The sequence below is a fragment of the Latilactobacillus sp. genome (genome assembly GCF_033176295.1).
GTDB lineage: Bacteria > Bacillota > Bacilli > Lactobacillales > Lactobacillaceae > Latilactobacillus > Latilactobacillus sakei.
In genome coordinates, this window is sequence record NZ_JAMQEX010000003.1 from 55,199 (window position 1) to 80,019 (window position 24,821).

Sequence of the window (24,821 nt, forward strand, 5' to 3'; positions counted from 1 at the left end):
GATTAGATGATGGGGAAAATTCATGAACTGTCGGAAATTCTGAGTAATCAAATTGCGGCGGGGGAAGTGATTGAACGCCCCGCCTCAGTGGTCAAGGAATTGGTTGAAAACGCGATTGATGCTAATAGTACGCAAGTCGATATTGTTGTTGAACAGGCCGGTTTACAGATGATTCAAGTGATCGATAACGGTGACGGGATTGAACCAGAAGATGTGCCAGTCGCCTTTAAGCGGCATGCCACCAGTAAGATTGCGACTCGGCAAGATTTGTTCAAGATTCAATCGCTAGGGTTTCGGGGTGAAGCGTTAGCTAGTATCGCGTCCGTTTCCGATTTAACGATTGAAACGGCAACTGCGGACTCTCTAGGAACCTTTGCTCATTTTAAGGGTGGTCTGTTAGAGGAACAAAAAACAAATCCGATTCGACCGGGGACGGCGATTACGGTGCGGGATTTATTCTTTAATACACCGGCACGATTGAAATACGTGAAGACTTTTCAAACCGAATTGGCGAATATCGTCGATATCGTCAATCGGCTAGCAATGAGTCATCCACAGATTGCCTTTACGCTAACCAATGATGACCATCTACTTTTAAAAACGGCCGGCAACAATGATTTAAAACAAACGATTGCCGGTATTTATGGCGTCACCATGGCCAAGAAACTCTTAGCCGTGAGTGCTTCGGATTTAGATTTTAAACTAACGGGCTACGTGTCATTGCCGGAATTAACGCGGGCAACGCGCAATTATTTGTCGATTTTAATTAATGGTCGGTTTATTAAAAATTACCAATTGAATAAGGCCATTATCAAGGGCTACGGTTCTAAATTGATGGTCGGACGCTATCCAATCGCCGTCTTAGCGATTGAGATGGATCCGCTATTGATCGATGTCAACGTGCATCCAACAAAACAGGAAGTCCGCTTAAGCAAAGAAACTGCCTTGATGACCTTGATTGAAGGGGCAATCAAAGAAAGACTGGCAACCGAGAATTTAATTCCAGATGCCATGCAGAATTTGAAACGGACCAAGACGGTAGATGTTGATCAGCTCCAGATGAATTTAAACCAAATTACACAAGAACGACGGCACCCAAGCGGTACGGTGCGACCAGTCAGTCCAATGCCAATCCCAACGGTCAAACCGGCGATACCCGAAATTGCGGAAACTGAAACGCCGTTAGCCGCACCAACTGCTAAAGCGCCGGCGATGACACCGGAGCGGCCCTTATTTGAGCAACCCCAGGCATTGGCCGAGTGGGATCAGAAGTACGCGACAGAGGCGGTTGGGAAGCCGTTTGGTGATCAAGTGGTAGACGAAACGGACGAAAGCGATGAAACCGTAGTCGAACCCACTGTTCGTTTCCCAGAGTTACGCTACATTGGGCAACTGCATAGTACTTTCTTATTAGCGGAAGGCGAAGATGGCTTTTATATCTTGGATCAACACGCTGCGCAAGAACGGATTAAGTACGAGTATTACCGAGAAAAAATTGGGGAAGTCAGCACCTCTGTGCAAAACTTGTTAGTACCGCTTGTTTTGGAATATCCGAATAGTGATGCGCTAAAGATTCAGGAAAAAACTGAACTCTTGGCGGCAGTCGGAATTCAATTAGAAAATTTCGGGCAGAATAGTTTTGTGGTCCACAGTCACCCAACTTGGATTGAACAGGGACAAGAGGAAATGACGATTCGTGGGATGATTGACGATGTTTTAAAAGACGGTCGCATTAGCATTGCCCAATTCCGTGAGAAGACGGCGATTATGATGAGCTGTAAGCAATCGATTAAAGCGCACCATCATTTAGATGATGCCCAGGCCAAAGCGCTTCTGGCTGATCTAGCGAAGACTGAGAATCCGTTTAATTGTCCCCATGGGCGCCCGGTTTTGATTCACTACACGCAAAAAGATTTGGAAAAGATGTTTAAACGGATTCAAGAACCACATCATAGTTGGGAGGGCGAATAATGTTTATTTTAGCATCGCAATCACCGCGCAGACAGGCACTATTAAAGCGCGTTGTAAATGACTTTGAGGTACAACCAGCACAGATTGATGAACATGAAACACCGCTAACGACACCGGGCGATTATGTCCAAACTTTAGCGCAACGCAAGGGTGAAGCAGTCGCGGTTCGATATCCAACGGCGACCATTCTAGCGGCGGATACGGCGATTAGTTTTCAAGGGACGCTTTATGGCAAACCCAAGGATCGCCAAGATGCCTATGAAATGCTGCGCCAGTTAAGTGGTCAGACACACCAAGTTTATACTGGATTGTGGCTGATGAAAGACGGTCTGGTGCAACAAAAGGTTGTCCAAACCGACGTTACATTTTGGCATTTAAGCACCGCCGAGATTGAACAGTATTTAGATCAGAATGAATATGCGGACAAAGCAGGTGCCTATGGGATTCAAGGCGCGGGTGCGCTATTAATTAATAAGATTAATGGTGACTTTTACAACGTGGTTGGTTTACCAGTCAGCACCGTTGCAAGAATGTTGCAGAATTAAGAGGAAATAAAAATGGTGAATGTGGCAGTTTTTTGTGGGGCCAGCAGTGGCCGTCGCCCGGTTTATACACAGGCCGCCAGCGATTTAGGCCATTGGTTAGTCAAACGACAAGATCAATTAATTTATGGTGGGAGTCGGGTTGGCTTGATGGGTACGATTGCCGATACCGTTTTAGAAAACGGTGGTCGGGTAGTCGGTGTGATGCCTGAATTTTTAAATTAACGAGAACCAGCGCATGCTGGCTTAAGCGATTTGGTGATGGTTGACAGTATGGCCGAACGGAAATCAAAAATGATTGAATTAGCCGATGTCTTCATCGCTTTACCCGGTGGACCAGGTACGTTAGAAGAAATGAGCGAAGTGATTTCGTGGGCGCGAATTGGCCAGCAAGATAGCCCCTGCATTTTCTACAACGTAGCGGGTTATTATGATTTATTACAACAATTCTTAGCCCACATGGTTGAAGAAGGCTTTTTAACACAAGGCGATTTTGAAAAATACTTGTTTACCGATTCTTTAACTGAAATTGCGACGTTTATTGCGACTTATCAACCACCAAAAATACGAGAATATTAATCATTGGGATTAGGACCGAGTAGGGCGGGACTGATCCCAATTTTGGTGAACAGATGAGACTAAAAATGACTTGCATAATGTCCGAAACGTGCGATTAGTACTAGCTTTCTGCGCTTAACGACGAATGCCAAATAAGCGATTGAATCGCTTATTCGTCACTCTTTGTTAATGCTCAAAAGCTAAACAAGTACTAATCGCACTCTTAGCCAAATCGCTTTGTATCACACCTTAATTTGAAACGTGTTCTTCAAAACTGGCTGTTGTGCTTTGCGCCGCATCGCAAATAATCGACGGGGTCGCTTATTCACGATACTAAGAAAATGCTCGCAGCCAAATCGTTTTGAATCACACTCTGTATTTATGGTACAATTTAGCAAGCAAATATATGTTCTCGTAAAGTAGGTTAGATTATGTATGAATATTTAAAGGGTTTAGTGACGGCGGTTAATCCGTATTACGTTGTTTTGGAAGTCCAAGGAATTGGCTATCAATTACAAGTTGCCAACCCATATCGGTATACGGAATCGATGAGCGAAGTGGTTCAAATTTTTGTCCACCAAGCGGTACGCGATACTGATATTACGCTTTTTGGCTTTTACGACTTAGATGAAAAACAACTTTTCCAAAAATTAATCAGTGTTTCCGGAATTGGTCCCAAGAGTGCCTTGGCAATTTTGGCTAACAGTGATCATTCTGGCTTAATTCAGGCGATTATGAACGATGATATTGGGTACTTAACGAAGTTCCCAGGCGTTGGGAAGAAGACGGCCCAACAGATTGCCTTAGATCTTAAAGGTAAGTTAGGTGATCTAGAACAAAGCGCAACGTTAGTCGGCCAAACGGCAATTGATTTAGGCAGCCAAGGCGATTCACCTGAATTAAGTGATGCACTAGCGGCCTTGAGTGCGCTTGGTTATTCCGCACGGGAAGTCAAAGCGATTACGCCTAAGTTAACTGATTTTGCAGCGCAAACAACTGATCAATATCTCAGAGAAGGTTTGCGGTTATTGATGAAGAAATAAGGAGGACTTTAAATGGCAGATGAGCGAATTGTTTCAGCCGAAAACGATGATTTTGCTGAAGCAAGCATTGAAAAAACATTGCGGCCACAAGTCCTTGCACAATATATCGGTCAAGATCGGGTTAAAAATGAATTAGCGGTCTATATTGAAGCGGCCAAAAAACGGGAAGAGTCCCTCGATCACGTTTTACTTTATGGCCCACCAGGTTTGGGGAAAACCACGTTAGCGATGGTGATTGCTAACGAGTTGCAAGTCCAGATTCGAACGACAAGTGGCCCCGCAATCGAGCGGCCTGGGGATTTAGTGGCGTTATTAAACGAGTTACAACCCGGGGATGTTTTATTTATTGATGAAATTCATCGCTTACCTAAGATGGTTGAAGAATTACTTTATTCAGCGATGGAAGATTTCTACATCGATATTGTGGTTGGTCAAGGGCCCACCGCACATCCCGTCCATTTTCCATTACCACCATTCACATTGATTGGCGCGACGACGCGGGCGGGCTTATTGTCTGCGCCATTGCGAGATCGTTTCGGAATTGTGGAACACATGGCTTACTACACGGAAGCTGATTTGATGGACATTGTGCAACGCTCAGCCGGCGTCTTTAACATGTCGATTGTGCCAGATGGCGCGTTAGAAATCGCACGTCGCTCGCGAGGGACGCCGCGGATTGCCAATCGGTTGTTGAAACGAACTCGAGATTACGCACAAGTGGCTGACCAAAATACGATTGATCAGGCGATTGCTGATCACGCATTAAGTCAGCTGCAAGTTGATATTCGGGGCTTAGACGGTGTCGATCGCAAAATCCTCCAGATGATGATTGATTATTATCAAGGCGGACCAGTCGGTTTAAAAACCATTGCCGCCAATATTGGTGAAGAAAACGAAACAATTGAAGAAGTTTACGAGCCTTATTTACTGCAAATTGGCTTTTTAAAACGAACGCAAAGAGGCCGGATGGTAACGCCGGCTGGTTATGCCCATTTAGGCATGCCTTATCCAGAAAAATAGAAAGAGGTAACCACATGGTATCCACAGAAGATTTTGATTACAATTTACCAGAAGAATTAATTGCACAAACACCAATGATTGAAAGAGCAGCATCACGTTTATTAGTGATGGATCACGAAACTGGTGCTTTAGAAGACAAGGTTTTCTACGATATTATTGACGAATTAAACCCTGGCGATGCAGTTGTCATGAACAACACGCGTGTTTTACCAGCACGTTTATACGGTGTTAAACCTGATACTGGTGGTCATGAAGAAGTCTTGTTATTAAACAATACGCATGACGATGAATGGGAAGTTTTAATGAAGCCTGCTAAACGGGCTAAAGTGGGGACTGAAGTGGTCTTTGGTGATGGCCAATTAAGAGCCATTGTCACTAAGGAACTTGAACATGGCGGTCGGATGATCGAATTTAAATACGACGGCATCTTCATGCAAATTCTAGAAGCTTTAGGCGAAATGCCATTGCCACCATACATCAAGGAAAAATTAGATGATCCAGAAATGTATCAAACAGTTTATGCTAAGGAACCAGGTTCAGCCGCTGCACCAACAGCCGGTTTCCATTGGACAGAAGAACTTTTACAAAAGGTGCAAGATAAAGGCATCAAATTGGTTTACTTAACATTGCACGTTGGTCTAGGGACTTTCCGCCCTGTTTCAGAAGACAACGTTGAAGATCACAAGATGCACAGCGAATTCTATCGTTTAACAGAAGAAGCTGCTGCAACGTTGAACGAAGTCAAACAAAACGGTGGTCGGATTGTAGCGACTGGAACAACCAGCATTCGGACGTTAGAAACAATCGCAACGAAGTTTGATGGCGAAATCAAAGCTGATAGTGGTTGGACAGAAATCTTCATCAAACCTGGTTACCAATGGAAAGCCGTTGACGCTTTTATCACGAACTTCCATTTACCAAAATCAACCTTAGTGATGTTAGTGGCTTCATTTACTGGCCGCGAAAACATCTTAAATGCTTATCAACATGCTGTTGATGAACGTTATCGTTTCTTTAGCTTTGGCGATGCCATGTTTGTTAAATAAATTATGTAATCGAGGTGTGAGCATTGATGTATTTAAGAAAAGCCGTTTTTTCTGATTTACCACGAATTTCAGCAATTATCGATGGTGCTAAAGCCGCGTTAAAAGAACGGGGTGTTAACCAGTGGCAAGCTGGCGATCCTAGTGAAAGTCAGTTTGAAAATGATATTCGCCAAGAATATTGTTATATCTTAATTAAGGATGATACGATTGTTGGTGTCGCATCAATTGTCGATACAGTTGATGACGGCTACAGTGCAATTACTAATGGTGACTGGCAATCGGTTGCTTCTAGTCATCCCTATTATTCAATTCACCGGATGGCCTTAGATGGTTCAGTTCGCGGCCAACATTTGGCCCATCAGCTTATGACGTTATTAATTACGGCCGCCAGTATTGACGGCGCGCACGATGTTAGAATCGATACGCATCCCGATAATTTAGCCATGCAACACGTCATTCAAAAGGCGGGCTTTACTTACTGTGGCGATATCTTGATTGCTGATGATCCGTCACCTAAACGCTTTGCTTACCAACTCGTTTTAAAATAAAGTTTAAAATTAAATTGTCCAAACGAAACTAAGATACTCAGGTATCTTAGTTTTTTTATGTTTTTAAAGTAAGCGTTATCAATTGATGCGATAGGATTCTGGTTATAAAACGTGAAATTGCTAACATTAAAAGTGTAAGAATCCCCCTGAAAGCGATTACCATCGCGACTATAGTAGGTCTTGTAAACAAAGGAGGTAGTTTTAAATGACAAGTCCAATTCATGTAAATTCCGAAATCGGAAAACTTAAGACGGTCTTACTAAAACGGCCAGGTAAAGAAGTCGAAAACATTACACCTGACATTATGTATCGTTTATTGTTTGATGATATTCCTTATTTACCAACAATCCAAAAAGAACACGATCAATTTGCACAAACATTACGTGACAATGGTGTTGAAGTGCTTTACTTAGAAAACCTCGCTGCCGAAGCAATCGATGCTGGTGACGTTAAGGAAGCTTTCCTTGATAAGATGTTGAATGAATCACACATCAAATCACCACAAGTTCAAGCAGCCTTAAAAGACTACTTAATTAGTATGGCAACGTTAGACATGGTTGAAAAAATCATGGCTGGGGTTCGGACCAACGAAATCGATATTAAATCAAAGGCATTGATTGACGTTAGTGCTGATGGTGACTATCCATTCTATATGGATCCAATGCCTAACCTATACTTCACACGCGATCCTGCCGCATCAATGGGGGATGGCTTAACAATTAATAAAATGACTTTTGAAGCTCGCCAAAGAGAATCAATGTTCATGGAAGTCATCATGCAACATCATCCTCGTTTTGCCAACCAAGGCGCACAAGTTTGGCGCGACCGCGATCACATTGACCGCATGGAAGGCGGCGACGAATTAATCTTGAGCGATAAAGTGCTTGCAATTGGGATTTCACAACGGACTTCCGCACAATCAATTGAAGAACTTGCCAAGGTATTATTTGCTAACCACAGTGGCTTTGAAAAAATCTTAGCAATTAAGATTCCACATAATCATGCCATGATGCATTTAGACACAGTCTTCACCATGATTGATTATGATAAGTTCACCATTCATCCAGGCATCCAAGGTGCTGGCGGCATGGTTGACACTTATATCTTAGAACCAGGCAATAACGACGAAATCAAGATTACACATCAAACAGATCTTGAAAAAGTTCTCCGCGATGCTTTGGAAGTGCCTGAATTAACCTTAATCCCATGTGGTGGTGGCGATGCAGTTGTTGCCCCTCGTGAACAATGGAATGACGGTTCTAACACATTAGCAATCGCACCTGGCGTTGTTGTCACTTATGATCGCAACTATGTTTCAAACGAAAACTTACGTCAATGCGGCATTAAAGTGATCGAAGTCCCATCAAGTGAATTATCACGCGGTCGTGGGGGTCCACGTTGTATGAGTATGCCACTTGTAAGAGAAGACTTAAAAAAATAAACAATAAAAAACGAGGTTGATCAACATGACAAACAGCGTATTTCAAGGCAGAAGTTTATTAGCAGAAAAAGATTTTACTAAATCAGAACTCGAATACTTAATCGATTTCTCATTACATTTGAAGGATTTAAAGAAAAAAGGGATTCCACATCACTATCTAGAAGGTAAGAACATTGCCTTACTATTTGAAAAAAATTCAACCAGAACGCGTGCTGCTTTTACAACAGCTGCCATTGACTTAGGGGCTCACCCAGAATTCTTAGGTAAAAATGATATTCAACTTGGTAAAAAAGAATCAGTTGAAGATACAGCCAAAGTATTAGGAAGCATGTTTGATGGCATTGAATTCCGTGGCTTTAGCCAAAAAGTGGTTGAAGACTTAGCTAAATACTCAGGTGTTCCTGTATGGAATGGTTTAACTGACGAATGGCATCCAACACAAATGATTGCTGATTTTATGACAGTTAAAGAAAACTTCGGCAAGTTAAAAGGTGTGACATTAACTTATGTTGGTGATGGCCGTAACAACATGGCTAACAGCTTGTTAGTAACAGGTTCAATGTTAGGCGTAAATATCCACATCGTTGCCCCAGATTCATTACAACCAACACAAGAAGTCCGTGATTTAGCTGAAGGTTACGCTAAAGAAACAGGCAGCAAGAACATGATTACTTCAGACGTTGACGCTGGTGTTAAAGGCTCAGATGTTTTATACACAGACGTTTGGGTTTCAATGGGTGAAGAAGATAAGTTTGAAGAACGGGTTAACTTGTTGAAACCATACCAAATCAACATGGACATGGTTAAGAAGACCGGTAACGAAAACATGATTATCATGCACTGTTTACCAGCTTTCCATGATATTGAAACTGAATATGGTAAGAAGATTGACGAACAATTCGGTATTCAAGAAATGGAAATTACTGACGAAGCATTCAGAAGCAAATATGCCCGTCAATTTGAAGAAGCTGAAAACAGAATGCACTCAATCAAAGCAATTATGGCAGCAACATTAGGCAACTTATTCATACCTCAAGCATAACTAGATTGTAGAAAGGGGCTGGAAAACAAAACTTTGTTTTGTCCCGGCTCCTTTTTTAATTGAAACCACAATTAATTAACAGAAAGTAGGACATGATTATGACAAAACGTAAAATCGTCGTTGCATTAGGTGGCAATGCCATTTTATCAACCGATGCCTCAGCAAGCGCTCAAATCAAAGCCGTTAAGGAAACGGTTAAACAATTAGTTGCATTCGTAAAACAAGGCGACCAACTCATTATTTCGCATGGTAATGGGCCTCAAGTCGGTAACTTGTTGATTCAACAAGCTGCTAGCGATTCTGAAAAGACACCAGCAATGCCATTAGATACGGTCGGTGCGATGTCACAAGGCGAAATTGGTTACTGGATGCAAAATGCTTTTAACGAAGTTTTAGCAGAAGAAGGCTTGGCTTTAGATGTTGCCACAATCGTAACTCAAACGATTGTTGATGCTAAAGATGAAGCTTTCCAAAACCCAACGAAACCAATCGGACCTTTCTATAGCGAAGCAGAAGCTAAGAAACAACAAAGTATCAACCCAGAAGCACACTTTGTTGAAGATGCCGGACGTGGCTGGCGGCGAGTAGTCCCTTCACCACGGCCAATTGGTATTCAAGAAGCACCCGTTATTCAAAAATTAGTTGAAGGTAACGTGATCACGATTTCAGCCGGCGGCGGTGGTGTGCCAGTTGCGAAAGAAGGCAACAAGCTCCGCGGGGTTGAAGCCGTAATCGATAAAGATTTCGCTTCAGAAAAATTAGCGGAATTAGTGGGTGCAGACATGTTAATTATTTTAACAGCTGTGGATAACGTCTACGTTAACTTCAATAAGCCAGATCAAAAGAAATTAACCAACGTCTCAGTCGCTGAATTAGAAGATTACATCAAAGACGATCAATTCGCTAAAGGCAGCATGTTACCTAAGATTCAAGCCGCAATCGAATACGTTAATAATCGTCCTGATAGTAAGGCCATCATTACTTCCCTTGATAACGTGAAGAATTTATTGGCACATGATGCCGGGACAATTATTACGAAATAGAGGCCAAGCTAATGGAAATTGCAAATTTCGGCGTTGAAGAGTGGTTAAACGTGTACGAAACACAAGCAACTTTGGATATCGCGCAAAGTACGATTGCCTCAATGACCATGTCAGAATTGATGGCCCTCTCGCCTGATAACGGGACACAATTTTATCAAGACTTAGCGCAACAAAAGATGAATTATGGTGCGATTGAGGGCTCAGAGGCCTTTAAGCAAGCTGTTAGTGAATTGTATCAAACGGTCAACAGTAATCAGGTGTTGCAAACTAACGGGGCGACCGGTGCCAATTTATTAGCGCTCTATGCCTTAGTGAAACCGGGCGATCACGTGATTACCATGTTTCCAACTTATCAACAACTCTACGAAATTCCCATCTCAATTGGGGCAACCGTTTCGTATTGGCAGTTGGATGAGGCCAATAATTGGGTACCAGATATTGCTGAACTGAAAAAGTTAATTAGACCAGAAACCAAATTGATTTGTTTGAACAATGCTAATAACCCAACTGGGACGGTCATTTCGACTGAACTGATGCAAGCAATCGTTGAAGTGGCACGAACGGTGGGCGCATACGTCCTTGTGGATGAAGTTTATTTACCATTAGGTGAAGGCCAACAAACAACTTCGATTGCTGATTTATATGAATTGGGCATTGCGACCAATAGTTTATCGAAGACCTATTCAGTCCCTGGTATTCGGGTTGGTTGGCTTGTCGCTAACGAAACATTAACCGATTTGTTTAGAAAATATCGTGATTACACCATGATTTGTGCCGGTGTTTTCAGTGATCAGTTAGCGGTTTATGTATTACAGCATCGCAAGCAGGTTTTAGCCCGTAATCGGGCGCTTGTTCAACGCAATCTTGAGATTTTTAAAGCGTGGGTTGTACAAGAACCACTCGTTGATGTGGTCTATCCAGAATCAGTATCAACATCGTTTATTCATTTCAAAGAGATTGAAGACGATGAAGCATTTTGCAAATATTTATTAAAAGAATACGGCGTCTTATTAGTGCCCGGCAAGCGTTTTGAAATTCCCGGACATGCAAGATTAGGGTATTGTGCACCAGAAGCAACTCTGAAAAAAGGGTTGGCCGAATTATCAAAAGCGCTCAGAACCTATTAATAATTGAGTGACGTAATTTAGGAGTGGTTTAAAATGACGGAAGAAAAACCAGCAAAAAAAATTGGCTTATTGGCATTAATTGCATTGGTTATTAGTTCATCTATTGGTAGTGGGGTCTTCGGATTAACATCTGATTTAGCGAGTGCATCCGCACCGGGCCCAGTGTTAATCGCATGGGTTATTGTTGGCTTTGGGATTTTAATGCTGGCATTATCCTTGAATAATTTATTGATGAAAGAACCTGAACTAGAAGGGATTTTCTCTTACGCTGAAAAGGGCTTTGGCCCCTTTGCCGGCTTCATTAGTGGCTGGGGTTATTGGTTGTCAGCATGGTTGGGGAACGTAGCTTTTGCGACAATTTTAATGAGTGCGTTGGGTTATTTCTTCCCGATTTTTAAATCAGGGCAGAACTTACCCTCAATCTTAGTTGCCAGTGTTTTATCGTGGAGCTTAACATATTTTGTTAATCGCGGGGTAGAAGGCGCAGCTGCGATCAATACATTGGTAACAATTTGTAAATTGATTCCACTATTTGTCTTCATTATTTTTGGGATTGTGTTATTTAAAGGTCATCTTTTCACACAAGCATTTTGGAATAATATGAGTAGTAGCTTTGTTGCTGGCGATGTGATGAGCCAAATCAAGAACTGTATGATGGTTATGATGTGGGTCTTTGTCGGTATTGAAGGCGCTTCAATGTTATCGGCGCGGGCGGAAAAGAAGTCCGATGCTGGTAAAGCAACGATTTTAGGATTAGTGAGTTTACTAGCCATTTATATCTTAGCGTCTGTTTTACCTTATGGGTATTTAACGCAAGATCAATTAGCTAGCATCAAGCAACCAGCGATGTTATACATTTTTGAACAGATGGTTGGGACTTGGGGTGGCTACTTCATCGGTGTTGGGTTAATTATCTCGATTTTAGGGGCTTGGTTATCTTGGACGATGTTACCTGCCGAAACAATGTTGTTAATGGCAAAGCAAAATTTATTGCCAGCTTACTTCGGTCGCGTCAACAAGAAAAAAGCACCGACGTTTGCACTAGTCGTGACAGCGGGGTTGATTCAAGTTTTCCTATTCACCTTATTATTCACAACGAAAGCTTATAACTTCGCTTATTCATTATGTACGGCTTCAATTATCGTTTGTTACATGTTGGTGGCAGCTTATCAAATTAAATATTCTTGGGCCCACCTTCAAGAAAAAGGAAATCGGCAACAATTATTAATTGGGGTTTTAGCCTTATTATTTGAAATTGCCGGAATCTTAATGGCGGGTGTCAGTTACTTATTACTCTGTTTTATAGCCTATATTCCTGGGATTTACTTCTATGGTCGTGCCCGTAAAAATAATGGGCACCAACATTTCTTATCAAAAGGGGAATGGTTAATCACGACAATTATTGTAATTGGTGCAATTATCGGGATTTGGTTAGTTGTTTCAGGGAAAATCGTTATTTAGATATGTTATATTAGAACTTTGGTTACTTTGAGTAAAAAGTAATAATTGAGAATACTTTGGGAGCGAAAATCATGATTGCCGCAGACGAATATCCAAGATATATTCAATACTTAAGGACCAGACCTGAATTTATTGATTTTTCAGATGAAGAAATGAACATTCTGATGAATAATATGAAAGTCAAAGATTTTCATAAGGGCCAGGAATTGTTTGATCAAACAGATGAGCGCAGCCGATTCTATTTCGTTGTAAGCGGTCTCGTAAGAGCCGAACGAACGGATGAAAGTGATGAATTTACGTTCTATACGTATATCAAGCAAAACTTAGCTTTTCCTTATCGGGGGATGTTTACTGATCAATATTATCCATACACCGCTCGGGCGATGACGGATATTGAGATTATTTATTTCCCAATGGCGACTTTTGAGCATCTTTTACAAAAGAATACCGATTCAATTGTTAAAGTCGTTCAAGAAATGGGCTCGATTATTAGTGAATCAGAAGATCAGATCCAGCGAATGGTAACTTCTAGTGCGAAACAACGGGTTATTCAAGCCCTAAAAATATTTGAAATTAACTTAGGTGAACCGCTACGGTGCGGCCGCTCATATATTCCGTATCCAATTACGGTGAAGGAATTAGCGACAATGAGTGGGACTACCCGTGAAACAGCGGGCCAAATTGTTAAACAGTTGGTTGCCCAAAAACTGCTGAGTTATGAGCATAAAGAATTTCGGTTTGAAAAAGCCTTCTTTAAAGATGACTTGGCGTAAAAATTAAGGGGCACTTCGTCTCGAGATTAAGTTTAAAAGCCCATAATAAATCGTCTTAAAAGACAACTATTATGGGTTTTTATGTGCCAATCATTGTAAACGCTTTAAAGGGATGTATTAAAAAAGGAGATGGCATGATGAATGATGCTGAAATAATCAAGACTAAGAAGCGGTTTAAACTTAAAATGCCGGGGGCTTTTGTGATCCTCTTCATACTGACAGTGGTCGCGGTGATGGCGACGTGGGTTGTGCCGTCAGGATCTTACGCGAAGTTATCGTATGACCAAAAGAGTACGCAACTGGTCGTGACAAAACCATCAGGTCAAGTTGAAAAGGTGCCAGCAACACAGGCATCATTAGACCGACTCGGCGTTAAAATCAAAATTAGTCAATTCACTTCTGGCAGTATTAATGCAGCCGTATCGATTCCCAATACCTACCAAAGATTGAAACAACGGCCGGCCAGTTTAGCAGCTGTTCCTAACAGTATGGTTCGTGGGACCGTTGAAGCTGTCGATATTATGGTTTTTATTTTAGTATTAGGGGGCTTGATTGGCACGGTCAAGGCTAGCGGGGCATTTGAGTCGGGGCTGTTGGCCTTAACCAAGAAAACAAAAGGTCACGAATTTTTGTTAATCTTTTTCGTCGCGATTCTCATGGTTCTAGGCGGGACTTTATGTGGGATTGAAGAAGAGGCGGTGGCCTTTTATCCAATTTTAGTACCGGTCTTTATTGCGATGGGGTACGATTCGATTGTTTGTGTGGGGGCGATTTTCCTTGCCAGTTCAATTGGCACGACTTTCTCGACCATTAACCCCTTTTCAGTTGTGATTGCTTCTAACGCCGCGGGTATTAGTTTCACGGAAGGCTTGTTGTGGCGAGTTGGCGGCTGTATCGTAGGGGCCATTTTTGTCATTTATTATCTCTATCGCTATTCTAAAAAGGTCAAGGCTGATCCGACCCAATCGTATTCATATGAAGATCACGACGCTTTTGATAAGATGTGGGCAATTACATCTGAGGGGACGCAGTCAAAAGCCGTTTTTACCTGGCGGAAGAAATTAATTCTGGTCTTATTTGTGGTGACCTTCCCGATTATGGTCTGGGGCGTTATGTCTCAAGGGTGGTGGTTCCCAACGATGGCGGCGTCATTTTTAACGTTTGCGATTATCATCATGTTTTTAACCGCGACAGGACCAGAGGGCATTGGCGAAAAAGGGGTTATCGACGCTTTTGTGAACGGTGCTTCTAGTTTAGTGGGCGTCTCGCTCATTATTGGTCTTGCGCGAGGGATTAACTTGATTATGAATGAAGGGATGATTTCAGATACCTTATTACAATATTCGTCATCATTAGTCGCACATGTTAGTGGTCCGATTTTTATTTTGATCATGTTAGTGATATTCTTCGTGCTTGGCTTTATCGTTCCATCTTCTTCGGGACTAGCCGTCTTATCGATGCCGATTTTAGCACCGTTAGCAGATACGGTTAATATTCCCCGATTTGTTGTGGTAACGGCCTATCAATTTGGGCAATACGCAATGTTGTTCTTGGCACCAACTGGCTTGGTAATGGCCACCTTACAAATGTTAGATGTTAAATACGCTCACTGGTTACGGTTCGTTTGGCCAGTAGTCGCTTTTGTGCTGACTTTTGGTGGGGCCATGTTAGTCTTACAAGTCCTAATTTATTCGTAAAATCGCGTAGAGAAATAACGTGTTTTCTTGCTTAATCACTAAAGTCTGATAGAATGAAGCAAGTAGAAATTCTAGAATTGGAGTCGATTAAATGGAACCAGCGATCAAGTATCGTTTAATCAAAAAAGAAAAACATACAGGCGCGCGTTTAGGCGAAATTGTAACACCGCACGGGACTTTTAAAACACCGATGTTTATGCCGGTGGGGACCCAAGCCAGCGTTAAAACAATGGCCCCTGAAGATTTGAAAGAAATGGGTGCCGGCATTATTTTGTCGAATACTTATCATCTATGGTTACGCCCTGGTGAAGATATCGTCGAAAAAGCAGGCGGGTTGCATAAATTCATGAACTGGGATCGGGGTGTCTTAACCGATTCAGGTGGTTTCCAAGTCTTCTCATTAGCAAAATTACGTGATATCAGTGAAGAAGGGGTGGCCTTCAAGAGTCATTTGAATGGTGAAAAACTATTCCTATCACCTGAAAAAGCAATTCATGTTGAAAATGCTTTGGGCGCAGATATTATGATGAGTTTTGATGAATGCCCACCATTCTTCGAAAGTTATGACTACGTTAAAAAATCAGTTGAACGGACTTCACGTTGGGCTGAACGAGGCTTAATTGCGCATCAAAACCCAGCCACACAAGGCTTATTTGGAATTGTCCAAGGGGCTGGTTTTGAAGACTTACGTCGCCAAAGTGCGCGTGATTTAGTGGGGATGGATTTCCCCGGCTATTCTATCGGTGGTCTTTCAGTTGGTGAATCAAAAGGTGAAATGAACCGGGTACTTGATTTTACAACACCGATGTTGCCTGAAGACAAACCACGTTATTTGATGGGCGTTGGCTCACCAGATGCGTTGATTGATGGTGTCATTCGGGGTGTCGATATGTTTGATTGCGTGTTACCAACTCGGATTGCGCGTAACGGAACAACGATGACGTCTCAAGGCCGTTTAGTGGTTAAGAACGCGAAATATTCTGAAGATTTCAGACCACTAGATCCAAAATGTGACTGTTACGTCTGCAAGAATTACACACGGGCTTACATTCGTCATTTAATCAAAGCGGATGAAACTTTTGGGATTCATTTAACGAGTTACCATAACTTATACTTCTTGATCAACTTGATGCACCAAGTGCAAGATGCGATTGAACAAGATAACTTATTGGAATTCAGAGAAGCATTCTTCGAAGAATACGGCTATAACGAAAATAACGGCCGTAATTTCTAGCGAATCACTGGAAGTTAGGCGATAAGTCTGCTAAAGTTGATTAGTAGATAAATAACGAAAAGAGGTATTTTAAATGTTAAACCTAGTATTAGGTGCCAATCCATTTGGCGGCAACTCAAGTTTCTTAATCATCCTTGTTTTGATGATGGTCATGATGTATTTCATGGTTATGCGGCCACAAAAGAAACAACAACAAAAACATCAAGAAATGGTTAACCAAATGAAAAAAGGTGACCAAGTCGTAACAATTGGTGGTTTACACGGTGTTATTGACTCAGTGAATAACGATACTAAAATTGTTGTTTTAGATTGCGATGGCGTTTACCTTAAGTTTAACTTAAGTGCTATCCGGACAGTTGAACCAACTGCTAAGGCAACAGAAACAGTTGTTGAAGAAACGGTTGACGAATCAAAAGAAGAAACAAAATAGTAATTTAAAAAGCGTGGTTAATTTTCTAGCGATAGAAAAATTAGCCATGCTTTTTTTGTGATTGGTATTAGTGATTTTAAATACAATCAGCGGTGATGTGATAGGTTATTATGAATTTGATGTGTTAAATTGGTGTTTTTAATCTGTTAAAAAAATCACAATAATGGTTTACAAACGGTTTCAAATGCGTTATGCTTTCTTTGTTAATTAAATCACATATGAAAATTATGGAGGCATTCCTGATGGTTAAAAAAGAAGGCGTTAAAGCGGTTGTTGATGCGGTATCTGAAGTGGATAAGATGGTGACGGATTTAGTCACACGGGCCCATGAAGCACTTAAAATCATGGAAACATTCGATCAAGCAAAGGTGGATCATATTGTCCACCAAATGGCGATTGCCGGCCTTGATCATCATATGGAATTAGCTAAAATGGCCGTTGAAGAAACGGGTCGTGGGATTTATGAAGATAAAGCCATTAAAAATATTTTCGCAACGGAAGAAATTTGGCACGCGATTAAAGATAATAAGACAGTTGGTGTCATTGAAGAAGATCCTGAACATGGGATTACTAAGATTGCGGAACCAGTCGGGGTCATTGCTGGGGTAACACCTGTTACCAACCCAACTTCAACCACAATTTTTAAGGCAGAGATTGCCATTAAAACACGGAATCCAATCATCTTTGCTTTTCATCCCAATGCTCAAAAATGTTCTGCCAGAGCACTAGAAGTCATTAAAGAAGAAGCCGTTAAAGCTGGCTTACCAGCTGACGCCTTATTATTCATTGAAGAACCTAGTTTGGCAGCCACCCAAGCTTTGATGAATCATACCGGCATTGCAACGGTCCTAGCAACTGGTGGACCAGGGATGGTCAAGGCTGCTTATTCAACTGGGAAACCAGCATTAGGGGTTGGGGCTGGTAACGCACCAGCTTATATCGAAGAATCAGCCAATATCAAACAAGCAGTCAATGATTTAATTCTATCGAAATCATTTGATAACGGGATGATCTGCGCATCAGAACAAGCAGTGATTGTCGATGCTAAAATCTACAACGAAGTTAAAAAAGAATTCCAAGCACAAGGTGTCTATTTTGCTAAAGCAAGTGAATTACCAGCTTTAAACGAAGCAATTATTGATCCAGCTAAAAACGCTGTGCGGCCAGCAATTCCTGGTCAATCAGCTGCTAATATTGCTAAGTTAGCTGGGATTGATATTCCAGAAGATACACCCGTTTTAATTGCTGAAATCAAGGGTGTTGGTCATCAATATCCACTTTCACATGAAAAATTATCACCAGTCTTAGCGATGATTAAAGCTAAAGACCGTGAAGATGGGTTGGCATTATGCGAGGCGATGCTTGATCTGGGTGGCTTGGGCCACACAGCATCATTGCATACGACTGACGATGCGTTACCATTAGAATTTGCAAGACGGATGAAGGCTTGTCGTGTATTGGTCAATACACCATCTGCCCAAGGTGGGATTGGTGATTTATACAACGAAATGATTCCATCATTAACACTTGGCTGTGGCTCTTATGGGCATAACTCAATTTCACATAACGTCTCAACAATCGACTTATTGAATATTAAAACATTGGCGAAACGCCGCAATAATATGCAATGGGTCAAATTGCCAAGCAAAATCTATTTTGAAAAAAATTCGGTCAACTATTTAGAAAAGATGGCTGATTTAAATAAGGTTTTTATCGTCGCTGATCAGGGGATGGTTAACCTTGGTTATGTCCGGATTGTTGAAGAAGTGTTAGCTAAACGGGCGAATGACGTTCAAATGCAAATCTTCTCAGATGTTGAACCAGATCCATCAACAAACACGATTTATAAGGGTGCTGCAGCGATGCGGAGTTTTGAACCAGATGCAATCGTCGCAATTGGTGGCGGTTCTGTCATGGATGCTGCTAAAGGGATGTGGTTATTCTATGATTCAGAAGAAGCCGACTTCTTTGGCGCAAAACAAAAATTCTTAGACATTCGCAAACGGACTTACAAGTTCCCTAAACTTAACAAAACGAAGTTAATCTGTATCCCAACGACTTCCGGGACGGGTTCAGAAGTAACACCTTTTGCGGTGATTACTGATAGTGAAACCCATATTAAATACCCATTGGCAGATTATGCATTGACACCAGACGTTGCGATTGTTGACAGTCAATTTGTCGAGAGTGTGCCACCACGAGTTGTTGCACACACTGGGTTGGATGTGCTCTGTCATGCGACTGAAAGTTACGTATCAACAATGGCTTCTAACTACACGAAGGGGCTTAGTTTACAGGCGATTAAATTAGTTTTTGATAACTTGAAGGCTAGTTACGATGGCGATATTACGGCCAAAGGTAACATGCACGATGCCTCAACAATGGCGGGGATGGCCTTTGCGAATGCGTTATTAGGCATCAACCATTCACTGGCACATAAATTAGGCGGGGCGTTCAACTTACCTCACGGTTTAATGATTGCCATCACGATGCCGCATGTTATCCGCTATAATGCGACAACGCCAACCAAACGGGCACTCTGGGCTAAATATAGTTACTTCAGAGCTGATGAAGATTACGCCGAAATCGCACGTTATATTGGGTTGAAGGGTAATACGACAGCAGAACCTGTTGAAGCTTATGCAAATGCAGTGACTGAATTGGCCGAAAGTGTTGGCATTCAAATGAGTTTGAAAGCTAATGGCGTCACAAAGGCGGACTTCAAGCAACATGTGGATGAGTTAGCTGAATTAGCTTATGAAGACAACTGTACTGTTACAAATCCAAAAGAACCATTGATTAAAGAATTAAAAGGCATTTTAGAGGCAGAATTTTAAAATAAATTGAACAAAAGGGTTAAGCTGAACAAGAAGGGCTTAATCCTTTTTATATTGCCTAAATTTAAGCTTGAGAGTATTAATATTATCCAAAATAGGGCATAATAGAGGGTAGACATTCATTTAATTCAGGGAGAACTGAGAAAAGTTTGTCGACAAACTTGATTAAGGATCGGGATGGCAATGACACCCAATAAAGAAGACTATTTAAAAATTATTTTTGAACTTGGTGGCGACGCAAAAAAAGTTACCAATAAGGAAATTCTAGCGGGATTGAACGTTTCGGCAGCATCAGTCACGGAAATGGTCAACAAATTAGTGAAAGAGAATTACGTCAACCACACACCCTATCAAGGGATTCAATTGACAAGTGAAGGTGCTAGAGAAGCAGCGCTATTAGTGCGCAATCATCGCTTGTGGGAAGTTTTTCTAGTCGACAAGTTACATTATCAATTTAATACCGTTCATCCAGAGGCGGAGCAACTCGAACATGTGACCAACCACGACTTGGCTGAACGCTTAGCCGATTTTCTAGGTCATCCAAAACGATGCCCGCACGGTGGGATTATTCCCAATGCCAAGGGTGAGTTTGAACAACAGAGCCATCACGCGTTAGTCGACCTTGAAGTTGGCGAAAAAGCAGTGATTGAACGGGTACTAGATGATAATGATTTATTGAAATACACATTAGAAATCGGCTTGACAGTTGGCGATACTGTGACCTTGACGAAGGTGGGCCTTTTTGAAAGCCCCATTACCGTGATGGACGAAACACAGCAAACTGAAATTCAAGTTGGCATTAAAGCGGCGCAACACATTTTTGTGACGCCAATTGCAGCAGATTAATAAAGAAAGTGGTGTGAACATGCGCTCAGATTTAGCAGCATTATTTATTATATTTGGTGGCTCGGGAGATTTAGCACAACGCAAATTATATCCAGCCCTTTTTAACCTATATCGTAAGGGGTACTTAAAAGAAAGCTTCGCAGTGATTGGCACCGCTAGACGACCTTGGACGGATGAACATTACCACGAAATCGTGATGGCCTCTCTAGAAGGTTTTGAAGAAGATGACGAAACGAAACAAACTTTTACTAGTCACTTCTATTATCAATCGCATGACGTTACGGATGCTGAACATTATGAAACACTGAAGGCATTAGCAGCGAAATTAGATGATAAGTACCAATTAAACCAAAACCGCATCTATTATATGGCAATGTCACCCCGTTATTTCGGGACAATTGCGAGTCATTTAGGGTCAGAAGCTTTATTGACCGCAGATGGGTTCAACCGTTTAATTATTGAAAAACCATTTGGTCGTGATTATGAAAGTGCCAAAGCACTCAATCAAGAATTAACTCAAACTTTTGATGAAAACCAAATTTATCGAATTGATCATTATTTAGGTAAGGAAATGATTCAAAACATCGTTGCTTTACGTTTCGGTAATGGTCTATTGAGTGGTGTTTGGAATAATCAATTCATCGATAACGTGCAAATTACGTTAGCTGAATCAGTTGGGGTTGAAGAACGGGCTGGCTATTACGAAACATCTGGTGCTTTGCGCGATATGTTCCAAAACCATATCATGCAAGTCATTGGGATGTTGGCAATGGAAGTCCCAGTTAACTTCTCAGCAGAAGATGTGCAACGCGAAAAGACACGTCTGTTCAGAAGTATCCAACCTTATTCACCAGCAGAGATTAAACAAAACTTTGTCCGTGCGCAATACGCTGAAACAACGGTCGATGGTGAAAACAAACCGGGTTATCGCCAAGAAACTAACGTGGCACCAGATTCACAAACCGAAACGTTTGTTGCTGGTAAAGTGATGATTGACAACGAACGTTGGTGTGGCGTGCCGTTTTATGTTCGGACCGGGAAACGTTTAGCGCGCAAGGAAACCCAAATCAACATTGTCTTCAAGAAGACCGGGGTCAACATTTTTGCTGATGATAAATCAGATCGCTCAGCAATGGCACCAGATGTCTTAACCATCTATGTGGAACCAGAACAAGGCTTCTCATTAACAATTAATGGTAAGGAAGTCGGTCAAGGTTTCTCATTGAAACCCGACCAATTGAATTATCAATACGACAAACAAATGTTAGCTGACAGTCCAGAAGCTTATGAACGTTTGATTTTAGAAGCGTTAAATGGCGATGGCACAAACTTTACGCATTGGCATGAATTGGCTGCTTCATGGCAATTTGTCGATGCAATTCGCCAAGTTTGGGACGCAGATCAAACACCGCTTCCTACGTATGCAATCGGTTCGATGGGCCCTAAAGAAGCGACGGATTTATTGGCTTCAACGGATGCCAAATGGATTTTTGATCCAACTCAAACAAAAAAATAAGAATTGCCGAGAAGTCTGCGTGTGAAGCCATTCATACCAGGCTTTTCTTATCGCGTGAAAGTGGAGGTGTAAAATGGCTGAATTATTTAAGATTCCGTTGGAAAATGATACGAGTCGCAAGATTATTCATATTGATATGGATGCTTTTTACGCCTCCATTGAAGAACGTGAGCAGCCCGACTTACGCCAAAAGCCGTTGATTATTGCCCGTGATCCGAGTGATACGGGGGGCAAAGGGGTCGTGACAACGGCCAATTACGTTGCTCGCCAATACGGTGTGCATTCGGCGATGAGTGCCCAAAAGGCTGCCGAATTAATTCCTAAACACCAAGCCGTTTTTAAGACGCCAAACTTTCCGCTGTATCAGTCCGTTTCGGCACAGATTCACGATATTTTTCATACGGTGACCGATAAGATTGAACCGATTGCCTTTGATGAAGCTTATTTAGACGTTACTGAAAATAAGTTGGGATTAACGCACACGATTGAAGTGGTCGCTTACTTGCAAAAGGCGATTTTAGAGGAAACACAGTTAGTCAGTTCCGCTGGGATTTCCTACAACAAATTTTTAGCGAAGATGGCTTCTGATTACCGTAAACCGGCCGGTCGAACACTGGTCTTGCCGGAACAAGCAATCGCCTTTTTAAGCCGATTGCCGATTGAAAAATTTAGAGGGGTTGGTCAAAAGACGGTGCCGAAGATGCAGGATTTAGGCATTATGACCGGTGCTGATTTATTGGCGCAATCGGAAATGTTTTTGATGCAACATTTTGGCAAGTTGGGTTATGGGTTATATCGCCATGTGCGGGGGATTGATAACCGGCCAGTCGAATACCAACGAGAACGTAAATCAATCGGTAACGAACATACTTACGGACAACCATTGATTAGCGAAGAACAAGTGCAGGTCCAACTGAAAAGCTTGGCGGTTGAATTGGCACAACGGCTGCGCAAAAATCAAAAACACGGGTTAACAGTCGTTTTAAAAGTGCGTAATCGGCAATACGAAACAATTACCAAACGCAAAACACTTGGCGAATATGTCGGGAATGCAGCTGAATTAGAGGCAATTGCCAACCAAATTTGGCAATCAATCGGGCAGGCGGAAGTTGGAATTCGCTTGTTAGGGATTACCGTGACCAATTTAGCACCTCAGACTTTTGAAAATATAACGCTCCCACTTTATGATTGGGAAAATGATTGATGAGATTACTTTGTCTTTGACGCGTAAAACCGATATACTGTAAGTAACTATGAAAATGGGCTAATAGTCGAATTGGCGCAAAATAGGATTAACTAAGCGGAAACGGCGGTGGTGTTTGAGTGGCAACGAAGCATGATCAAATATTAATGTACATTGAGAATTTGCCAATTGGCGATAAAATTTCGGTGCGCTCAATTGCCAAGACGCTAGCGGTTAGTGAAGGGACGGCTTATCGGGCAATTAAGGCCGCCGAAAATAACGGTTTGGTCAGCACGATTGAACGGGTCGGCACGATTCGAATTGAACAAAAATTAAAAGGTAAGATTGAAAACCTGACTTTTGCTGAGATTGTTCAAGTTATCGATGGTGAAGTTTTAGGTGGCAAAGATGGCTTGAATAAGTTGTTGGATAAGTTCGTAATTGGTGCGATGCAGTTAGCAGCAATTACCCGGTACATCACGCCGAAATCGTTATTGATCGTTGGTGATCGAATTGATGTGCAACGATTAGCGTTGGAAAATGGTGCGGCGGTTTTAATCACGGGTGGCTTTCACACCTCAGATGAAGTGATTGCACTTGCTAACGAGCTAGCATTGCCCATCTTGCAAACGACTTACGATACGTATACCGTTGCGACGTTGATTAACCGGGCATTAACCGACCAATTAATCAAAAAGGAAATTACGACGGTCGCTTCAATCTATCGCCCATTTTCAGAAACATACTCATTATTGGCGACTGATACGGTTGGCGATTACAAGAAATTGAGTGCCGCGGTTAAACATTCACGCTTCCCTGTGATTAATGAACACCGGCGCTTAGTCGGGATTGTCACGGTGAAGGATATTTTGGATAAACCAGCTTCGATGACGCTTGATAAGGTGATGACTAAAGAACCTGCGAGTGTTAAGAAGTATATGAGTATTGCCAGTGTCGGACATGCGATGACTTGGAATAGTTTGGAAATCATGCCGGTGGTTGCTGATAATCTTGAATTAGAGGGGATTATCACGCGCCAAGACGTGATGAGTAATATGCAAACGGCCCAACGACAACCGCAAGTGGCCGAGACTTTCTACGATCAAATTATCGAACTACTGCACCCTAGCGAGAGCTTCCCCGAATTTTATTCGGCGGCATACCAGTTTGAAGTGAGTCCGCAAATGACCAACAATTTAGGGACGATTTCATTTGGTGTCTTGAGCGAAGCCGTTTCGGCCGCTTGTCAGCGCATGTTGCAAGCGACACATCAACGCCATTCAATGATTGAACAGATTAATTTGCATTATCTGCGCTTAATCCAAATTGAAAGTCAGATTCAGATTTTACCGCGGATATTAGAGATTGGCCGGCGTTCCGCTAAAATTGATGTCGATGTTTATGCCAATCACGTCATTGTTGCCAAAGCAATTGTGACCTGCCAAATTTTAGAAAGAGGTTAA

20 protein-coding genes and 1 pseudogene are annotated in these 24,821 nt (G+C 42.0%); all 21 read left to right on the forward strand.

The features are described from left to right. Positions 1-9: 9 nt before the first annotated feature. Positions 10-1,971 carry a DNA mismatch repair endonuclease MutL gene (gene mutL / locus NDN60_RS02825; RefSeq protein WP_056947790.1) on the forward strand — a complete coding sequence of 654 codons (1,962 nt, stop codon included), beginning with the start codon at positions 10-12 and terminating at the stop codon, positions 1,969-1,971. Continuing rightward, positions 1,971-2,516: a Maf family protein gene (locus tag NDN60_RS02830; RefSeq protein WP_056947792.1), complete on the forward strand. Its 546-nt coding sequence runs from the start codon at positions 1,971-1,973 to the stop codon at positions 2,514-2,516. Before mutL ends, NDN60_RS02830 begins: the two co-directional genes overlap by 1 nt. A gap of 12 nt (positions 2,517-2,528) precedes the next feature. Beyond that, positions 2,529-3,092, forward strand: a pseudogene (locus NDN60_RS02835) (TIGR00730 family Rossman fold protein). A 410-nt stretch (positions 3,093-3,502) separates the two neighbouring features. Then, positions 3,503-4,114, forward strand: coding sequence for a Holliday junction branch migration protein RuvA (gene ruvA, locus NDN60_RS02840; RefSeq protein WP_011374075.1), 612 nt, complete (start codon positions 3,503-3,505; stop codon positions 4,112-4,114). Positions 4,115-4,126: 12 nt separating this feature from the next. Beyond that, positions 4,127-5,134 carry a Holliday junction branch migration DNA helicase RuvB gene (ruvB, locus tag NDN60_RS02845; protein ID WP_011374076.1) on the forward strand — a complete coding sequence of 336 codons (1,008 nt, stop codon included), beginning with the start codon at positions 4,127-4,129 and terminating at the stop codon, positions 5,132-5,134. 14 nt (positions 5,135-5,148) lie between these two features. After that, positions 5,149-6,180 carry a tRNA preQ1(34) S-adenosylmethionine ribosyltransferase-isomerase QueA gene (gene queA / locus NDN60_RS02850; RefSeq protein ID WP_011374077.1) on the forward strand — a complete coding sequence of 344 codons (1,032 nt, stop codon included), beginning with the start codon at positions 5,149-5,151 and terminating at the stop codon, positions 6,178-6,180. 26 nt (positions 6,181-6,206) lie between these two features. After that, positions 6,207-6,728 carry a GNAT family N-acetyltransferase gene (locus tag NDN60_RS02855; RefSeq protein ID WP_056947794.1) on the forward strand — a complete coding sequence of 174 codons (522 nt, stop codon included), beginning with the start codon at positions 6,207-6,209 and terminating at the stop codon, positions 6,726-6,728. 205 nt (positions 6,729-6,933) lie between these two features. Further along, complete coding sequence (arcA, locus tag NDN60_RS02860; protein WP_056947797.1) at positions 6,934-8,169, forward strand: arginine deiminase; 1,236 nt, start codon at positions 6,934-6,936, stop codon at positions 8,167-8,169. 25 nt (positions 8,170-8,194) lie between these two features. Next, entirely contained in the window at positions 8,195-9,211 is a 1,017-nt protein-coding gene (gene argF, locus NDN60_RS02865) for an ornithine carbamoyltransferase (protein ID WP_011374080.1), read from the forward strand. Between the two features lie 98 nt (positions 9,212-9,309). Continuing rightward, a complete protein-coding gene (gene arcC / locus NDN60_RS02870; RefSeq protein ID WP_011374081.1) occupies positions 9,310-10,254 on the forward strand; it encodes a carbamate kinase in 945 nt (314 codons plus the stop codon). Positions 10,255-10,265: 11 nt separating this feature from the next. After that, positions 10,266-11,381: an aminotransferase gene (locus NDN60_RS02875; protein WP_056947799.1), complete on the forward strand. Its 1,116-nt coding sequence runs from the start codon at positions 10,266-10,268 to the stop codon at positions 11,379-11,381. Positions 11,382-11,414: 33 nt separating this feature from the next. Continuing rightward, complete coding sequence (gene arcD, locus NDN60_RS02880; RefSeq protein WP_011374083.1) at positions 11,415-12,842, forward strand: arginine-ornithine antiporter; 1,428 nt, start codon at positions 11,415-11,417, stop codon at positions 12,840-12,842. A gap of 71 nt (positions 12,843-12,913) precedes the next feature. Then, positions 12,914-13,615 (forward strand): Crp/Fnr family transcriptional regulator, encoded by a 702-nt coding sequence (locus NDN60_RS02885; protein ID WP_011374084.1) that lies wholly within the window; start codon positions 12,914-12,916, stop codon positions 13,613-13,615. A 137-nt stretch (positions 13,616-13,752) separates the two neighbouring features. Further along, positions 13,753-15,312 carry a YfcC family protein gene (locus NDN60_RS02890; protein WP_025016295.1) on the forward strand — a complete coding sequence of 520 codons (1,560 nt, stop codon included), beginning with the start codon at positions 13,753-13,755 and terminating at the stop codon, positions 15,310-15,312. Between the two features lie 91 nt (positions 15,313-15,403). Continuing rightward, positions 15,404-16,546, forward strand: a complete 1,143-nt coding sequence (gene tgt, locus NDN60_RS02895) for a tRNA guanosine(34) transglycosylase Tgt (RefSeq protein WP_011374086.1) — start codon at positions 15,404-15,406, stop codon at positions 16,544-16,546. A 73-nt stretch (positions 16,547-16,619) separates the two neighbouring features. After that, positions 16,620-16,976 (forward strand): preprotein translocase subunit YajC, encoded by a 357-nt coding sequence (yajC, locus tag NDN60_RS02900; RefSeq protein ID WP_056947801.1) that lies wholly within the window; start codon positions 16,620-16,622, stop codon positions 16,974-16,976. Between the two features lie 242 nt (positions 16,977-17,218). After that, complete coding sequence (adhE, locus tag NDN60_RS02905; protein WP_099947615.1) at positions 17,219-19,813, forward strand: bifunctional acetaldehyde-CoA/alcohol dehydrogenase; 2,595 nt, start codon at positions 17,219-17,221, stop codon at positions 19,811-19,813. A 183-nt stretch (positions 19,814-19,996) separates the two neighbouring features. Then, positions 19,997-20,659, forward strand: a complete 663-nt coding sequence (locus NDN60_RS02910; RefSeq protein WP_011374089.1) for a metal-dependent transcriptional regulator — start codon at positions 19,997-19,999, stop codon at positions 20,657-20,659. A gap of 19 nt (positions 20,660-20,678) precedes the next feature. Further along, positions 20,679-22,175: a glucose-6-phosphate dehydrogenase gene (gene zwf, locus NDN60_RS02915; protein WP_016264653.1), complete on the forward strand. Its 1,497-nt coding sequence runs from the start codon at positions 20,679-20,681 to the stop codon at positions 22,173-22,175. A 73-nt stretch (positions 22,176-22,248) separates the two neighbouring features. Continuing rightward, entirely contained in the window at positions 22,249-23,379 is a 1,131-nt protein-coding gene (gene dinB, locus NDN60_RS02920) for a DNA polymerase IV (RefSeq protein ID WP_011374091.1), read from the forward strand. Between the two features lie 119 nt (positions 23,380-23,498). Then, a complete protein-coding gene (locus NDN60_RS02925; protein WP_011374092.1) occupies positions 23,499-24,821 on the forward strand; it encodes a DRTGG domain-containing protein in 1,323 nt (440 codons plus the stop codon).

Excerpts from the sequence above, each read along its gene's own strand:
- mutL (WP_056947790.1), top strand. The coding sequence starts at position 10 with ATGGGGAAAATTCATGAACTGTCGGAAATTCTGAGTAATCAAATTGCG.
- NDN60_RS02830 (WP_056947792.1), top strand. The coding sequence starts at position 1,971 with ATGTTTATTTTAGCATCGCAATCACCGCGCAGACAGGCACTATTAAAG.
- ruvA (WP_011374075.1), top strand. The coding sequence starts at position 3,503 with ATGTATGAATATTTAAAGGGTTTAGTGACGGCGGTTAATCCGTATTAC.
- ruvB (WP_011374076.1), top strand. The coding sequence starts at position 4,127 with ATGGCAGATGAGCGAATTGTTTCAGCCGAAAACGATGATTTTGCTGAA.
- queA (WP_011374077.1), top strand. The coding sequence starts at position 5,149 with ATGGTATCCACAGAAGATTTTGATTACAATTTACCAGAAGAATTAATT.
- NDN60_RS02855 (WP_056947794.1), top strand. The coding sequence starts at position 6,207 with ATGTATTTAAGAAAAGCCGTTTTTTCTGATTTACCACGAATTTCAGCA.
- arcA (WP_056947797.1), top strand. The coding sequence starts at position 6,934 with ATGACAAGTCCAATTCATGTAAATTCCGAAATCGGAAAACTTAAGACG.
- argF (WP_011374080.1), top strand. The coding sequence starts at position 8,195 with ATGACAAACAGCGTATTTCAAGGCAGAAGTTTATTAGCAGAAAAAGAT.
- arcC (WP_011374081.1), top strand. The coding sequence starts at position 9,310 with ATGACAAAACGTAAAATCGTCGTTGCATTAGGTGGCAATGCCATTTTA.
- NDN60_RS02875 (WP_056947799.1), top strand. The coding sequence starts at position 10,266 with ATGGAAATTGCAAATTTCGGCGTTGAAGAGTGGTTAAACGTGTACGAA.
- arcD (WP_011374083.1), top strand. The coding sequence starts at position 11,415 with ATGACGGAAGAAAAACCAGCAAAAAAAATTGGCTTATTGGCATTAATT.
- NDN60_RS02885 (WP_011374084.1), top strand. The coding sequence starts at position 12,914 with ATGATTGCCGCAGACGAATATCCAAGATATATTCAATACTTAAGGACC.
- NDN60_RS02890 (WP_025016295.1), top strand. The coding sequence starts at position 13,753 with ATGAATGATGCTGAAATAATCAAGACTAAGAAGCGGTTTAAACTTAAA.
- tgt (WP_011374086.1), top strand. The coding sequence starts at position 15,404 with ATGGAACCAGCGATCAAGTATCGTTTAATCAAAAAAGAAAAACATACA.
- yajC (WP_056947801.1), top strand. The coding sequence starts at position 16,620 with ATGTTAAACCTAGTATTAGGTGCCAATCCATTTGGCGGCAACTCAAGT.
- adhE (WP_099947615.1), top strand. The coding sequence starts at position 17,219 with ATGGTTAAAAAAGAAGGCGTTAAAGCGGTTGTTGATGCGGTATCTGAA.
- NDN60_RS02910 (WP_011374089.1), top strand. The coding sequence starts at position 19,997 with ATGACACCCAATAAAGAAGACTATTTAAAAATTATTTTTGAACTTGGT.
- zwf (WP_016264653.1), top strand. The coding sequence starts at position 20,679 with ATGCGCTCAGATTTAGCAGCATTATTTATTATATTTGGTGGCTCGGGA.
- dinB (WP_011374091.1), top strand. The coding sequence starts at position 22,249 with ATGGCTGAATTATTTAAGATTCCGTTGGAAAATGATACGAGTCGCAAG.